Origin of the sequence: Isoptericola haloaureus (genome assembly GCF_036689775.1) — a bacterium.
GTDB lineage: Bacteria > Actinomycetota > Actinomycetes > Actinomycetales > Cellulomonadaceae > Isoptericola > Isoptericola haloaureus.
Window position 1 is genome coordinate 1 of the sequence record NZ_JBAGLP010000120.1, and the last position, 14,716, is coordinate 14,716.

A 14,716-nucleotide genomic window follows, 5' to 3' on the forward strand; every position below is an offset into this window, starting at 1 on the left:
CATGCTCGACATGTGGGAGCACGCCTTCTACCTGGACTACCTCAACGTCAAGGCCGAGTACGTCAAGGCGTTCTGGAACCTCGCCAACTGGCAGGACGTCGCCGCCCGCCTCGAGCGCGCCCGCACCGCCACGAACGGCCTCCTGACCGCCTGAGAGGCCGCTAAGGCCCACACAGGGCCTTAGCGAACCGCGAGAGCCCCGGACAGCTGCGCTGTCCGGGGCTCTCCTCGTCCCGCCAGGGAGGCAATCTCCAGCCGAGGTAGGCAAGTTCCGGCCGAGGTAGGCAAACCTCCAGCCGAGGTAGGCAGTCCTGGGCCGAGGTAGGCAACCTTCCCGCGAGGTAGGCAACCTTCCCGCGAGGTAGGCAACATCCGGCCGGGAATGGGGCTCCATCCCGCGAGACGGACGACCTTCCGGCGACGCAGTGCGCCGTGTCCGTGAGGTCCGGAGAGGCCGACGCACGGGACCGGTCAGGCGACGTCCGGCTCGGTCTGCCAGACCTCGTAGCGGGGAAGCCTTCCGGGGTAGCCCGAGGCAGGGTACGCGGACGGGGCCGACCCCCACATGGCCCGGTGCGACAAGACCGCGCAGATCTCCTCGCGGCCACATGATGGCCTACCGCGTAGGGATGTTGCCTACCTCGGCCGGATGTTGCCTACCTCGGCCGGATGTTGACTACTTCGGCCGGACGTTGCCTACCTCGCGGGAACGTTGCCTACCTCGCGGGAAGGTTGCCTACCTCGCCGGGAGGTTGCCTACCTCGCGGGACGACGAGAGGGGCCCTGCACCATGCGGTGCAGGGCCCCTCTCGAGGAACGCTGTGGATCAGTGGGCGTGCTGGCCCCGGCTGAACTCGAAGACCCAGCCGACGAGCCCGATGACGCCGACGATCGTGGCGATGTAGAACACCCACCAGCCGACGGCGAGACCCAGGAAGGCAGCGGCCGCGGCGGCACCGATGACGAGCGGCCACCAGGACCACGGGGCGTAGACACCCTGGTCGCCGGCGCCCTGCTCGATCTCGCCGTTCTCGTCGTCCTCCGGACGCGGGTCGGTGTGCTTCGCCTGGACGACCAGGTAGGCGCCGATCATGGCCATGAGGGCTCCGACGAGCGGGATGCCCAGGTAGCCGACCGGCTCGGTGAAGCCGGTGAACAGCCCATACAGCACGCCGACGACCACGAAGAACGGCGCGGTCCAGACGAAGAGCCGGATCTCGATCTTCACTTGGAGTCCTCCTCGCCCTCGGCCGGGCGGTCAGCGTCGAGGACGGTCGTGCTCGACTGGTGCTTCTCGGGGTAGTCCTTCCAGCTGAGCTCCTCGACCATCTCGTGCTGGCCGGTGCGGTCCGCTCCGCCGTAGACGCGCTCCAGGGCGCCCTCGTTCAGGTGAGGGTCCTCCATCGCGGCGACCTCCGGGTGGTGGAGGTCGAACGCCGGCGACTCCGAGCGGATCCGCGGCAGCGCGGTGAAGTTGTGCCGCGGCGGCGGGCAGGACGTCGCCCACTCGAGCGAGCGGCCGTAGCCCCACGGGTCGTCGACCTGCACCTTGGGGGCGTTCCGCCACGTGGTGTACACGTTCCACAGGAACGGCAGCGTCGAGGCGGCGAGGATGAACGCACCGACCGTCGAGAGCTGGTTCTCCCAGGTGAAGCCCTCCTCGGGCAGGTAGTCCGCATACCGGCGGGCCATGCCCTCGACGCCCAGCCAGTGCTGGACGAGGAACGTCATGTGGAAGCCGACGAACAGGATCCAGAAGTGGATCTTGCCGAGGCGCTCGTTGAGCATGCGCCCGGTGAACTTCGGCCACCAGAAGTAGAAGCCGGCGAACATCGCGAACACCACGGTGCCGAAGACGACGTAGTGGAAGTGCGCCACGACGAAGTACGAGTCGGACAGGTGGAAGTCGAGCGCCGGGCTGGACAGGATGATGCCGGTCAGACCACCGAAGAGGAAGGTCACCAGGAAGCCGATCGACCAGAGCATCGGTGTCTCGAAGGTGATCTTCCCTCGCCACAGCGTGCCGATCCAGTTGAAGAACTTCACGCCGGTCGGGATCGCGATGAGCATCGTCATGAAGGCGAAGAACGGCAGCAGCACCGCACCGGTGACGTACATGTGGTGGGCCCACACCGTCACCGACAGGGCGGCGATCGCGATCGTCGCGTAGACCAGGCCCTTGTAGCCGAAGATCGGCTTCCGGCTGAAGACCGGGAAGATCTCGGACACGATGCCGAAGAACGGCAGCGCGATGATGTACACCTCGGGGTGGCCGAAGAACCAGAACAGGTGCTGCCACAGCACCGCTCCCCCGTTGTCCGGGTTGAACACCTGGGCGTCGAACCGGCGGTCCGCACCGAGGGCGAACAGCGCCGAGGCCAGCGGCGGGAACGCCATGAGGACCAGCAGGCTGGTGACCAGGGTGTTCCAGGTGAAGATCGGCATCCGGAACATCGTCATGCCGGGCGCACGCATGCAGATGATCGTGGTGATGAAGTTGACGGCACCGAGGATGGTGCCGAAACCACCCAGGGCGAGGCCGAAGACCCACAGGTCTCCCCCGAGCCCTGGACTGAACGTCGTGTTCGACAGCGGCGCGTAGGCGAACCAGCCGAAGGAGGCCGCGCCCTGCGGGGTGAAGAAGCCGCCGGCGGCGATGAGGCCGCCGAACAGGAACAGCCAGTACGCGAACATGTTCAGGCGCGGGAACGCGACGTCCGGCGCACCGATCTGCAGCGGCATGATGACGTTGGCGAAGCCCGCGAACAGCGGCGTCGCGAACAGCAGCAGCATGATCGTGCCGTGCATCGTGAAGAGCTGGTTGTACTGCTCCTTGCTCTGCACGAGCTGGATGCCCGGCTCGAAGAGCTCGGCGCGGATGAGCAGCGCGAGGATGCCTCCCACGGCGAACCAGAGGAACGACGTGATGAGGTACATGTACCCGATCGTCTTGTGGTCGGTGGAGGTGATCCACTTGACCACGGTGCGACCCAGCGTCTGGCGCCTCGGCTGCAGGCCGGGGACGACCTCGGCGCCGTAGGCGGTCTCGGTGGTGGCCATCAGCCCTCGACCTCCGGGATCGTCTCGTCAGTGGAGAACTCGGAGTGCTGCTGGCGGTTCAGGTCCAGACCGAGCTCGCCGGTCTGACCCTGAGCGCGCAGCTCCTCCATCTGTGCGTCGTACTCGGCGCGGTCGACGACCTCGACGTTGAAGAGCATGCCGGAGTGGAACTCGCCGCAGAGCTCGGCGCACTTGCCGGCGTAGGTGCCTTCACGCTCGGGGACGACCTGGAACGTGTTCGTCTTGCCCGGGATCATGTCCATCTTGAACAGGAACGCCGGGATCCAGAAGGAGTGGATGACGTCACGGGAGTCGACGGTGAACTCGACGCGCTCACCGACGGGCAGGTACAGCGTCGGCAGGTCCTCGGAGGTCCCGGGAGCGTCGTTGACCGTCTCGTCCTGCGTCACGGAACCCGGCTCCAGCAGGTGCTGGCCGGTCTCGTAGACGTCGTCGTCGAGATAGTTGAAGTCCCAGCTCCACTGCTTGCCGATGACCTGGATGTTGACGTCGGGCTCCTCGGAGGTGTCGAGGATCGCCGTCATGTCGCGGTTCGTGTAGAAGAACAGCACGAGGATCATGAGCGTCGGCACGATCGTGTACATGATCTCGAGCGGCATGTGGTACCGCGTCTGGACCGGCAGACGCTCGTCACCGCGGCGCTTGCGGTAGGCGGCGACGCACCAGAGCATGAGGCCCCAGGTGATGACGCCGACGGCGAGCGCGGCGACCCACGAGCCGTTCCACAGGTTGGTGATCCGCTCGGTCTGGTTCGTCACCTCCCCGTCGGTGTATCCGGGGAGGTATCCGCGCTGGACGGCGTCGCTGGCGCAGCCGGTGGCGAACGCCGCGACCGCGACGGCGAGCGCCGTCGCACGCAGCGCCATCTTCCGCCGGGTGCGGGTGGTGCTCTTCGAGTGCAAGGGAGGCCTTTCACGTCTCGTCCGACCGCCGCGTCCTGAGGCAGGGCGCACGGGTGGGACCTTCGTCCTCGATGGGAGCAGCCTAGCGCGACCTTCACGGTTTCGACGCCAGAAGACCCCCCTTCCTACGTGACGGGACAGGGTCCCGACGTCGCCATCCGCCCTGTTCGCGACGCCTGGCTGGGCGGTGTCAGATCGCATCGGGGTTTCGCGACACCGAGGACGTCGGCGGCATGATGGTGACCACGCTGCGACGCCCATCGAGAGGCCCTTGTGACACATCCCACCTCGTCGACGCCGACCCGGACCCACCTGGACAACGGCGGCTCGGCACCCCTGCACCCCCTGGCCCGACAGGCGCTGGTCCAGGCCCTCGACGAGGGCTGGGCGGACCCCCGGCGCCTGCACGCCGAGGGGCGGCGCGCGGCCGCGCTGCTCGACGGCGCGCGGGAGGCCGTGGCCGGCGTGCTGGGCGTGCGCACCGAGGAGGTCCGGTTCACCCCGTCGCACACGGCCTCGCTGCACTCCGCGGTGGCGCAGGTGGTCCGGGCCCGACGGCGGCACGGGCGCGGCGTCGTCGTCGGTGCGGCCGAGCGCGCGGCGATCCTGCACGCGGCCGACCACGTCGCGGGCCCCGGCGGACGCACCACGACCGGCGTCGACCGGCAGGGACGCGTGGACGCCGACGAGCTCTCCCGGGCCGCCCGCACCGACGGCGTCGCCCTGGCGGCGCTGCAGCACGCCAACGGCGAGGTCGGCACGCGCCAGCCCGTCACGGCGGTGCACGCCGCGCTGGAGGGCTCGGGCGTGCCCCTGCTCGTGGACGCGGGCGCGTCGGTCGGGCACACGGAGCTGCCGACGGCGTGGGACCTGCTGGCGGCGGACCCGGCGGACTGGGGCGGGCCGCGGGGCGTGGGCGTCCTGGCGGTGCGGCACCGCACCCGGACGGTCCCCGACGGGCCCGAGGACCCGGATCCCTGGGCCCCCGGCGGCGTCAGCGTGCCCGCGGCGTTCGCCGCGGCCGTCTCCCTGCAGGCGGTCGCCCGGGACGTCGCCGCCGAGGACGTCCGCCGCCGCGCCCTGGTCGACCGGATCCGGTCCGCCGTCGTACAGATCCCGGACGTCGAGGTGGTGGGCGACCCCGTCGACCGGCTCCCCCACGTCGTGACGTTCTCGTTCCTCTACGTCGACGGCGAGGCGATGGTGACCGAGCTGGACCGAGCCGGGTTCGCCGTCGGCTCCGGGTCCGCCTGCACGGCGAGCACCCTGGAGCCGTCGCACGTCCTGGCGGCGATGGGCGTCCTCACGCACGGCAACGTGCGCCTCGCCCTGGACCGGTCGACCACGGCCGAGGACGTCGACCGGTTCCTCGCCGTGCTGCCGGGCGCGGTCGCGCGCGTGCGCGACGCGCTGGGAGTGTCCGGGCTGTGAGCACCGAGCCGGAGGTCGTCGACGCGCGCGGGCTGCGCTGCCCGCTGCCCGTGGTGCGGCTGGCCGCCCGCGCGAAGGAGCTGGCCGCCGGCAGCGAGGTCACGGTGCTGGCGACCGACCCGGCCGCGCGGTACGACGTGCCGGCCTGGGCCCGGCTGCGGGGCCACGTGATGGTGGCCGAGGAGCACCACCCCGGGAACGACGAAGCGGACGGCGGGCCCTGGTGGGCCCTGACCGTCCGCCTCGAGGACTAGCGGCCGGCTCGACGAGCCGGCGGGGTCGATCAGCCGAAGGAGCCGCCGCAGGCGCAGGACTCGCCGGCGTTGGGGTTGTCGATCGTGAAGCCCTGCTTCTCGATCGTGTCGGCGAAGTCGATCTTCGCGCCGTCGAGGTAGGGCACGCTCATGCGGTCCACGACGACCTCGACGCCGTCGTAGTCGCGCAGCGCGTCCCCGTCGAGCAGACGCTCGTCGAAGTACAGCTGGTAGATGAGGCCGGAGCAGCCGCCGGGCTGGACGGCGACGCGCAGGCGCAGGTCGTCGCGCCCCTCCTGCTCGAGGAGGCTGCGGACCTTGTTCGCGGCGACCTCGGAGAGCTCGACGCCGTGCGTGGCGATCTCGGTGGTGTCGGTCATGCTTCCTCCAACAGGTGGGCCGGTACGGCTGTTCCCGATCCTACGCCCGAATTCTCCGGCGTCGATGACGTGGCTCACATCACTCGTCGTCGGCGGCCCACGCGGGCGCCCAGGTCCGCGCGACGCGGGCGACGGCGTCCTCGCCGGGCACGGGACCGACCTCGTGCGCCCCGGCGACCCCTGCTCCGGCGAGCTCGCGGCGGGTGGCCTCGCTGCGTCCGGCCAGCACGACGACGGGCACGGCGTGGGGCGCGGCGGCCTGCGCGGCGGAGTGCACCGGTCCGGCGTGCAGCGCGGCGCCGTCCAGGACGGGCGTGTGCACGACGACGAGGTCGGCCTCCGCGACGCGCTCGTGCAGCAGCCGCACCTCCGGCCGCGGGGCGGGCGGGGCGACGCTGGACAGCCCGAGCTCGGTCGTGGGGACGAACACGCCGGGCGACGGCGACCCGTCGGGCGGGCCGGTCGACGCCGCGGGGCCGGGCGGCAGCACCATGGGTTCGACGACGCAGCGGGGAGCGGCGGCGGTCCAGGCGGCGGCCAGCGCCGTCGCGGCGGTGCGGTCGGGGTCGTCCGGTCCACCGTCGGCGGTGGCCAGCAGCAGTACGTGCACGAGACCGATCGTGGCACACGACGCGGGCGTGGGAGGATGAGGGCGTGACTGTGCTGAACGAGACGTCGAACTTCGTCGAGCCGGCGCCCTCGGCGCTGCTGCTGCTCGGTCAGGGCCGCGACCTCGCCTCCGAGCGCGGGGTGGAGTGCACCGGCGCGCTGCCGGCGCCGTCGGACCCCGACCTGGTGGACCGCGCCCGCGCCGCCCGCGCGGCGCTGGGTGAGCGCGCCTTCGTGCTGGGCCACCACTACCAGCGTGACGAGGTGATCGACTTCGCCGACGTCACCGGTGACTCCTTCAAGCTCGCCCAGCGGGCGGCGGCCCGCCCCGAGGCCGAGTTCGTGCTCTTCTGCGGCGTGCACTTCATGGCCGAGTCGGCCGACATCCTCACCGCGGACTCCCAGCAGGTCGTGCTGCCGGACATGGCGGCCGGCTGCTCGATGGCGGACATGGCCGAGATCTCCCAGGTCGAGGAGGCCTGGGACGTGCTGGCCGACGCCGGGGTCGCGGGTGACACCGTGCCGGTGACCTACATGAACTCCTCGGCGGCGATCAAGGCGTTCACGGGCCGCCACGGCGGGACCGTGTGCACGTCGTCGAACGCCCAGGTGGCCCTGCGCTGGGCCTTCGACCAGGTCGGCGGCGTCGACGGCACGGGCAAGGTGCTGTTCATGCCGGACCAGCACCTGGGCCGCAACACCGCGGTGAACCAGCTCGGCCTGTCCCTCGACGACTGCGTCGTGTTCGACCCGCGCAAGCCGAACGGCGGCCTGACCGACGCCGAGCTGCGCGACGCCCGGATGATCCTGTGGCGCGGCCACTGCTCGGTGCACGGCCGGTTCTCCGTCCAGAACGTCGAGGCGATCCGCGCCACGGCGCCGGACGTCAACGTCATGGTCCACCCCGAGTGCCGCCACGAGGTCGTCGCCGCGGCCGACCGGGTCGGCTCGACGGAGTACATCATCAAGGCCCTCGACGCCGCCGAGCCCGGCTCGACCTGGGCGATCGGCACCGAGCTGAACCTCGTGCGCCGGCTGGCCAAGGCCCACCCCGACAAGCAGGTGCACTACCTGGACTCGACGGTGTGCTTCTGCTCCACGATGAACCGGATCGACCTGCCGCACCTGGTGTGGGCGATGGAGTCGCTCGCCGAGGGGCGCGTGGTCAACCGGATCGTCGTCGACGCCGACGACGCCCACTGGGCCCGCGTGGCCCTCGACCAGATGTTGGCGCTGCCGGGGATCTGACCGGGGCGCTGGGAGGCGACAACGTGTGAGTACCGACGGCGGGCTGCACATCGGGATCTTCCTGTTCGACGACGCCGAGGAGCTCGACGTCGTGGGTCCCTTCGAGGTCCTGGCGGCGTGGGAGGAGCACTCCGCGCTCAAGCCGCACGTGAGCACCTTCTCGCGCGACGGCGACGGCGTGCGCCTCGCCAAGGGGATGCGGCTGGTGCCGGCCCGGTCGGCGGACGACGTCGGCCCCCTGCACGTGCTGGTGCACCCCGGCGGGTGGGGCACCCGGGCCCTCGTCGGCGACCACGGGCACCTCGAGTGGCTGCGCCAGGTCCACGCCCAGACCGCGGTCGTGGCGAGCGTGTGCACCGGGGCGCTCGTGCTCGCCGCCGCGGGGCTGCTGGCGGGACGTCCGTCGACCACCCACCGCCACCACTACGACGAGCTGGCGCAGATCGACCCCTCGACGGTCATCGACACCGAGGCGCGGTTCGTCGACGACGGCGACGTCGTCACCTCCGCCGGCGTGACGGCGGGGATCGACATGGCGCTGCACCTGGTCGAGCGCCTGGAGTCGGCCGAGGTCGCCGACGCGGTGCGCGACGCCCTGCAGTACGGGGATACCTGATACCGCTCGTTGCTGGTATAGCGTCGCCCGCATGACCCGGATGCTCCAGCTCGCCCAGGCCTCCCTCCTGCCCCATCGGGCCCGCCCCGGCATGGCACCCCTGGACACCTCGACCACGGTGCTGCGCGTCCACCCGGGCGACCTGGACCTGTACCTCCACGTCAACAACGGCTCGTACCTGCAGATGATGGACGTGGCCCGGTCCAACCTCCTCGCCGACCTCGGCGGCCTCGCCCGGCTCAAGGCGCACGGCTGGTACCCCGTCGTGGCGGCCTCCACGATGACGTACAAGCGGTCGCTGCAGCTCTTCGACCGGGTGACGATCGCGACGCGGGTCGTCGGCTGGGACCAGCGGGTCGTCTACCTCGAGCAGGTCTTCACGCGGCGCGACGGCGAGTTCTGCGCGCGCGGCTGGGTCGCGGGCCGGTTCCTCGGCCGCGACGGGATCCGCGTAGCTCCGCAGGAGGTCGTGGCCCTGCTCGCCGACGCCGAGCTCGAGAGCCCCGAGCTGCCGGCCGACCTGGCGGCCTGGGCCCGCTCGGTCGACGTCGCGCACCGCGACGTCGACCGAGCCTGAGCCTGAGCCTGAGCCTCAGCCTCAGCCTCAGCCTCAGCGTCCGCCGAGTCCCCGCAGGAGCAGCGCCTCGGCCACCAGGACCTTGCGCAGCTCACCGAGGTGCACCGACTCGTTCGCGCCGTGGGCGCGCGAGTCCGGGTCCTCCACGCCGGTGACGAGCACGGCCGCCTCCGGGAAGGCCTCGAGCAGGTCGGCGATGAACGGGATCGAGCCGCCGACGCCGATGTCGACCGGGTCCGTGCCCCACGCCGCGGCGAACGCCGAGCGCGCGGCCCGCATGGCCGCGGAGTCGTCCGGCGCCCCGAAGGCCTTGCCCTGCTCCCCCGGCGTCCACGTCACGCGGGCCCCGAACGGGGCGTGCGCCGTCAGGTGCGCGCGCAGCGCGTCCTCGGCGGCCTGGGGGTCCAGGCCCGGCGGGATCCGCACCGACAGCTTGGCCGCCGCCCGCGGCGCCAGCGTGTTGGACGCGTGGGCGACGTCGGTGGCGTCCACGCCGATCACCGAGATCGCGGGCTTGGTCCACAGCCGGCCCGCGATCGTGCCCTCCCCGGCCAGCCGCACGCCGTCGAGCACCGAGGAGTCGGCGCGGAAGTCGGCCTCCGCGTAGTCCACCTCCGGCTCGCCGGCGCTGGTCAGGCCGTCGACGGCCACGGTGCCCGCGTCGTCGTGGAGCGTGGTGAGCAGTCGCGCCAGCAGCAGGTTGGCGTCCAGCACGGGCCCGCCGAACATGCCGGAGTGCACGGCGTGGTCGAGCACCTCGACGCCGACCACGCCGTCGACGAGGCCGCGCAGCGACGTCGTGAGCGCCGGGACGCCGACCTTCCAGTTGGTGGAGTCGGCCACCACGATGACGTCGGCGGAGAGCAGCGCGTGGTGGTCGGCGAGGAAGCGCGAGAAGCTCGGCGAGCCGGCCTCCTCCTCGCCCTCGACGAACACGGTCACGCCGACACCGGGCTCCTCGCCCAGCGCGGCCAGGGCCCGCAGCGCACCGACGTGCGCCATGACCCCGGCCTTGTCGTCGGCCGCGCCGCGTCCGAAGAGCCGCTCGCCACGCTGGACGGGCTCGAAGGGCTCGGTGTCCCAGGCGGCGGCGTCCCCGGGCGGCTGGACGTCGTGGTGGGCGTAGAGCAGCACGGTCGGCGCACCGGCCGGGGCGGGTCGCCGGGCGACGACGGCGGGCGCGCCGGGGGTCCCGTCGGGCCGCTCGGAGCGCAGGATCTGGACCTCGGGCAGCCCGACGTCGCGCAGCAGCGCGGCCACGGCCTCGGCGCTGGCCACGACGTGCGACGCGTCGAAGGCGCTCGCCGAGACGCTCGGGATGCGGACCAGGGACTCGAGGTCGGCCTGGACGGCGGGGAACAGCTGGTCGACGTGCGCGCGCAGGGCGGCGACGTCCGCATCGGTGTGAGTCACGGCGCCCACGGTACCGGGGTGTCCCGAGGCACCCCGTGACTCCACTACCCTGGAGGGGTGTTCTCCCGCAAGCGTGATCTCGCCGATTCTCCCGCGACGTCCCCCGCAGCGGGGCAGTCCGCCTCGTCCGCCGACGTCGCGGCGACGTCCTCCGCCGCCGACTCCACCGACACGCCCTCGTCCGGGGCGCCGTCGAAGGGCCGCCCGACGCCGAAGCGCAGCGAGTCCCAGGCGAAGAACAAGCGCCCGCTGGTCCCGAACGACCGCAAGGCCGCCCGCAAGGCGTCCAAGGAGAAGGTGCGCGCGGAGCGCAACCGCGAGTACCAGGCGATGCAGACCGGTGACGAGCGGTTCATGCCGGCGCGCGACAAGGGCCCCGTCCGCCGCTACGTGCGCGACTACGTCGACGCCCGCTGGAACGTCGGGGAGTTCTTCCTGCCGGTGGCGTTCGTCTTCATCTTCATGAACCTGATCTTCCTGCAGAACCCGACGATGGCGACGCTGGTGCTGCTCGCGCTGTACGCGGTGGTGTTCATCACGCTGATCGACGTCGTCGTCATGTGGCAGCGCCTCAAGCGCCGGCTGCGCGACAAGTTCGGCACGCTCGGCACGGACGGGAAGAAGGAGTACTACGTCCCGCGCGGCACGATGATGTACGCGGCGATGCGAGCGCTGCAGATCCGTCGGTCCCGGCTGCCGAAGCCGATGCACAAGAAGCACGGTCACTGGCCCGAGTGATCCGCGTAGGGTGACCGGATGGTCAACTACCGGTACCTCGGCAACAGTGGTCTCAAGATCTCCGAGATCACCTACGGCAACTGGCTCACCCACGGCTCCCAGGTCGAGAACGACGTCGCCACGCAGTGCGTGCGCGCCGCCCTCGACGCGGGCATCACGTCCTTCGACACCGCGGACGTCTACGCGAACACCAAGGCGGAGCAGGTCCTCGGCGACGCGCTGCAGGGCGAGCGCCGCGAGTCGCTGGAGATCTTCACCAAGGTCTACTGGCCCACAGGCCCGGGCGGCCCCAACGACACCGGCCTGTCGCGCAAGCACGTCATGGAGTCGATCAACGGCTCGCTGCGTCGCCTCGGCACCGACTACGTCGACCTGTACCAGGCGCACCGGTACGACACCGAGACGCCGCTCGAGGAGACGATGCAGGCCTTCGCCGACATCGTGCGCCAGGGCAAGGCGCTCTACATCGGCGTCTCGGAGTGGTCGGCCGACCAGATCCGCGCGGGCGCCGCGCTGGCGAAGGACCTCGGCTTCCAGCTCATCAGCTCCCAGCCCCAGTACTCGATGCTGTGGCGGGTCATCGAGGACGAGGTCGTCCCGGCCTCGCGCGAGAACGGTCTGTCCCAGATCGTCTGGTCCCCCGTCGCCCAGGGCGTGCTGACCGGCAAGTACGTGCCCGGCCAGCCGCTGCCGTCGGGGTCCCGCGCCACGGACGACAAGGGTGGGGCGAAGATGATCCAGCGGTTCATGAACGACGACGTCCTGGGCCGCGTGCAGCAGCTCAAGCCGGTCGCGGACGAGCTCGGCCTGACGATGGCCCAGCTCGCCGTGGCGTGGGTGCTGCAGAACGACAACGTCGCGGCCGCCATCGTGGGCGCGTCGCGTCCGGAGCAGGTGGCCGAGAACGTCAAGGCCTCCGGCGTCGAGATCCCCGCGGCGCTCATGTCGCAGATCGACGAGGCCCTCGGCGACGTCGTCGAGCGTGACCCCGCCAAGACCCTCGAGGGGGCACCGCAGACGCGCGTCGTCTGACGGTCTCCCCCGGTCCTCGGGCCGTGCGCGGCAGGTGCCGCGCACGGCCCGAGGTCCGTCCGGAGTCAGAGCGTGCGGTCCTGGTCGCCGAACGTCTCCAGGGCCCGGGCGATCTGCCGGGCACGACGGCGCCGCTCGGCGTGCCGGCGCTCGGTCTCGCCGTCCCCGGCGCCGTCCTCGCCGTCCCCGGTCACCGGCACCGGGCCCGGCACCCGCCGGGCCGGCGTCGGCCGCGCGGGAGCCGCCAGCCCGTCGGGCACGAGCCACCGCCACCGCGCGCCCGCCTGCACGACGGGCCCCACCCCGAGCGCGTAGGCGACGGTCATCCAGCCGAAGGTGCCCCCGAGCACCCAGCCGACGGCCACGACGCTGATCTCGATGCCGGTCTTGACCCCGCGCACGGACCAGCCCGTCCGCGCGACGAGGCCGGTCATGAGCCCGTCCCGGGGCCCCGGCCCGAGCCGCACGCCGACGTAGGCGGCGGTGGCGAGGCCGTTGAGCACGATGCCGCCGAGGCCCAGCAGCACCTGCGCGAGAACTCCGGGAGCGGGCACGAGCCGCTCGACCATCGCCAGGCAGGGGCCGATCAGCACCGAGATCACGACGACGTTCGCGACCGTCCCGACCCCGGGACGCTGCCGCAGCGGGACCCACAGCGCCAGCACGGCCAGCGACGTCAGCGCGACGGCGACGCCGAAGGACCACCCGGTGGTGCGCACCAGGCCCTGGTGCAGCACGTCCCAGGGCATCCCGCCCTGGCCGGCCTGCAGCATCATGGCCATCGAGACGGTGTAGGCCGTCAGACCCAGCAGGAGCTGGGCCGCGCGGCGCACCGGGCGCATGCCGGTTCGGACGTCGAGGCGGGTCGGGTGGTGCACGTCTGCGGTCATACCCGCCACCCTGACGATGATTGGCCTGGACTTCCATAGCCAATCGAGGGAGAGTGGACCGGTGACCACCACCACATCCGGTCCACCCGCCGCTGTCCGGTCCGTCTCCCCGCGGGCCACGGTGCGTCTGCTCGGCGCGTGGCACACGACCGGGCCGGCCTACGCGGCGCTGGCCGACGCGCTGCGCTCCGCCGTCCTCGCCGGCTCCCTGCCCGTGCTGACCCGGCTGCCGAGCGAACGCGAGCTCGCCCGGGCGCTGGGCGTCTCGCGGGCCACGACGTCGGCCGCCTACGCCCGGCTGCGGGACCTCGGCTTCGCCACCAGCCGCGTGGGCTCCGGGACGGTCGCCGCGCTGCCGCGGGACGCCTCCCGGCACGAGGTCGCCGCCCCGCCCCCGGCCGGCGACGCTCCGGCGAGCGACACGCCGTCGGCGGACCCGACCACCCCCGCCGCGGACGACACCATCGACATGTCCCAGGCGACCCCGTCCGCGTCCCGGGCCCTGCACGGCGCCTACACCCGCGCGCTCGAAGCGCTGCCCGCCTACCTGGACGGCGGCGGGTACGCCCACCTCGGGGTCGAGCCGCTGCGCGCCGCCGTGGCCGCGCGGTACACCGCCCGCGGGGTGCCGACCGACCCCGACCAGATCCTCGTGACCACGGGCGCGCAGCAGGCGATCGCGCTGCTGGCGACCACGCTGGTGGCGCGCACGGAGCACGTCGTGGTCGAGTCGCCCACCTACGTGCACGCCCTCGAGGCGATGCGCCGCACCGGCGCCCGCGTCGTCGGCGTGCCCGTCGGCGACGTCGAGGCGATCGAGTCGGTGGTCCGGCGCACCGGCGCGCGGTTCGTCTACCTCGTGCCGGACTTCCACAACCCGACCGGACGCTCCCTGTCCGCCGACGAGCGCCGTGCCCTGGCCGACCTCGTCGCCCGCCACGACGTGACCGTCGTGGGCGACGAGACGCTGACCGACGTCGACCTCGTCGGCGCCGGGGTGCCCGCACCCGTGGTCGGCGACGGGACCGACCCGCGGCTCGTCGCGGTCGGCTCCGCGTCGAAGTCGTTCTGGGGCGGGCTGCGCGTCGGCTGGGTGCGCGCCGACCCGCAGCTCGTCCGTCGGCTCGCGCACACCCGCCAGGTCCTGGACGTCGCCACCCCGGTGCTCGAACAGCTCGCGGTGACGGACCTGCTCGAGCACCGCGCCGCGATCCTCCCGGACCGCCTCGCGGCCCTGCGGGCCCAGCGGGACGACCTGGTCGACCTGCTGCACGAGCGGCTCCCGGCCTGGGACGTGCCCCGGCCGGACGGCGGGCTGTGCCTGTGGGTCGGCGTGGGCCGACCGGTCGGGCGGGCGCTGGCCGCCGCGGCCGTCACCGAGGGGCTGCGAGTCTCCCCGGGTCCGCTGTTCACCCCGGACGGCTCGGGCCAGGACCGGGTGCGTCTGACCTACACCCGGCCGGCCGGGCAGTACGAGCCGGTCGTCGACCGGCTCCGGCGAGCGTGGGAGCGGGTCGGCGGGCGCTGAGCCCGACGACGCGACGG

16 protein-coding genes are annotated in these 14,716 nt (G+C 72.3%); 9 read left to right on the forward strand and 7 right to left on the reverse strand.

Annotated elements, in window-relative coordinates:
• The coding region (locus V5O49_RS15335) for a Fe-Mn family superoxide dismutase (protein ID WP_332903248.1) at positions 1–154 on the forward strand (154 nt) is incomplete at its 5' end.
• 672 nt (positions 155–826) lie between these two features.
• On the opposite strand, the gene V5O49_RS15340 is transcribed toward V5O49_RS15335, so the two are convergent.
• The 3 genes from V5O49_RS15340 to ctaC are packed head-to-tail and all read right to left on the reverse strand — an operon-like array spanning position 827 to position 3,983.
• Positions 827–1,228 carry a cytochrome c oxidase subunit 4 gene (locus V5O49_RS15340; protein ID WP_278234666.1) on the reverse strand — a complete coding sequence of 134 codons (402 nt, stop codon included), beginning with the start codon at positions 1,226–1,228 and terminating at the stop codon, positions 827–829.
• On the reverse strand, positions 1,225–3,060 hold the full coding sequence (ctaD, locus tag V5O49_RS15345) for an aa3-type cytochrome oxidase subunit I (RefSeq protein ID WP_332903002.1): 1,836 nt from the start codon (positions 3,058–3,060) through the stop codon (positions 1,225–1,227). The genes V5O49_RS15340 and ctaD overlap by 4 nt, the downstream gene beginning before the upstream one ends.
• Positions 3,060–3,983: an aa3-type cytochrome oxidase subunit II gene (ctaC, locus tag V5O49_RS15350; RefSeq protein ID WP_332903003.1), complete on the reverse strand. Its 924-nt coding sequence runs from the start codon at positions 3,981–3,983 to the stop codon at positions 3,060–3,062. The genes ctaD and ctaC overlap by 1 nt, the downstream gene beginning before the upstream one ends.
• 273 nt (positions 3,984–4,256) lie before the next feature.
• On the opposite strand from ctaC, the gene V5O49_RS15355 reads away from it, so the two are divergent.
• Together V5O49_RS15355 and V5O49_RS15360 are read left to right on the forward strand one after the other, a co-directional pair.
• Complete coding sequence (locus V5O49_RS15355) at positions 4,257–5,414, forward strand: cysteine desulfurase family protein (protein ID WP_332903004.1); 1,158 nt, start codon at positions 4,257–4,259, stop codon at positions 5,412–5,414.
• The gene (locus V5O49_RS15360; RefSeq protein ID WP_332903005.1) at positions 5,411–5,668 is read left to right on the forward strand and encodes a sulfurtransferase TusA family protein; all 258 of its coding nucleotides are present in this window, start codon (positions 5,411–5,413) and stop codon (positions 5,666–5,668) included. The genes V5O49_RS15355 and V5O49_RS15360 overlap by 4 nt, the downstream gene beginning before the upstream one ends.
• A 29-nt stretch (positions 5,669–5,697) precedes the next feature.
• On the opposite strand, the gene V5O49_RS15365 is transcribed toward V5O49_RS15360, so the two are convergent.
• A complete protein-coding gene (locus V5O49_RS15365; protein WP_278234671.1) occupies positions 5,698–6,048 on the reverse strand; it encodes a HesB/IscA family protein in 351 nt (116 codons plus the stop codon).
• A gap of 79 nt (positions 6,049–6,127) precedes the next feature.
• Complete coding sequence (locus V5O49_RS15370; RefSeq protein WP_332903006.1) at positions 6,128–6,658, reverse strand: hypothetical protein; 531 nt, start codon at positions 6,656–6,658, stop codon at positions 6,128–6,130.
• Between the two features lie 44 nt (positions 6,659–6,702).
• Here V5O49_RS15370 and nadA point away from each other — a divergent pair, with 44 nt between their 5' ends.
• From nadA to V5O49_RS15385, 3 genes are read left to right on the forward strand one after another with little or no spacing between them, the layout of a single operon-like run.
• On the forward strand, positions 6,703–7,905 hold the full coding sequence (nadA, locus tag V5O49_RS15375) for a quinolinate synthase NadA (RefSeq protein ID WP_332903007.1): 1,203 nt from the start codon (positions 6,703–6,705) through the stop codon (positions 7,903–7,905).
• A 25-nt stretch (positions 7,906–7,930) separates the two neighbouring features.
• Positions 7,931–8,521, forward strand: a complete 591-nt coding sequence (locus V5O49_RS15380; protein ID WP_332903008.1) for a DJ-1/PfpI family protein — start codon at positions 7,931–7,933, stop codon at positions 8,519–8,521.
• 31 nt (positions 8,522–8,552) lie between these two features.
• A complete protein-coding gene (locus V5O49_RS15385; RefSeq protein ID WP_332903009.1) occupies positions 8,553–9,098 on the forward strand; it encodes an acyl-CoA thioesterase in 546 nt (181 codons plus the stop codon).
• Between the two features lie 33 nt (positions 9,099–9,131).
• On the opposite strand, the gene V5O49_RS15390 is transcribed toward V5O49_RS15385, so the two are convergent.
• Positions 9,132–10,511 carry a dipeptidase gene (locus V5O49_RS15390; RefSeq protein WP_332903010.1) on the reverse strand — a complete coding sequence of 460 codons (1,380 nt, stop codon included), beginning with the start codon at positions 10,509–10,511 and terminating at the stop codon, positions 9,132–9,134.
• Between the two features lie 57 nt (positions 10,512–10,568).
• On the opposite strand from V5O49_RS15390, the gene V5O49_RS15395 reads away from it, so the two are divergent.
• Complete coding sequence (locus V5O49_RS15395) at positions 10,569–11,249, forward strand: DUF3043 domain-containing protein (RefSeq protein WP_332903011.1); 681 nt, start codon at positions 10,569–10,571, stop codon at positions 11,247–11,249.
• A gap of 18 nt (positions 11,250–11,267) precedes the next feature.
• Positions 11,268–12,281: an aldo/keto reductase family protein gene (locus V5O49_RS15400; protein ID WP_332903012.1), complete on the forward strand. Its 1,014-nt coding sequence runs from the start codon at positions 11,268–11,270 to the stop codon at positions 12,279–12,281.
• Between the two features lie 65 nt (positions 12,282–12,346).
• Here V5O49_RS15400 and yczE read toward each other — a convergent pair whose 3' ends face one another.
• Positions 12,347–13,171, reverse strand: coding sequence for a membrane protein YczE (gene yczE, locus V5O49_RS15405; protein ID WP_332903013.1), 825 nt, complete (start codon positions 13,169–13,171; stop codon positions 12,347–12,349).
• 61 nt (positions 13,172–13,232) lie between these two features.
• Here yczE and yczR point away from each other — a divergent pair, with 61 nt between their 5' ends.
• A complete protein-coding gene (gene yczR / locus V5O49_RS15410) occupies positions 13,233–14,699 on the forward strand; it encodes a MocR-like transcription factor YczR (protein ID WP_332903014.1) in 1,467 nt (488 codons plus the stop codon).
• Positions 14,700–14,716: the final 17 nt, after the last annotated feature.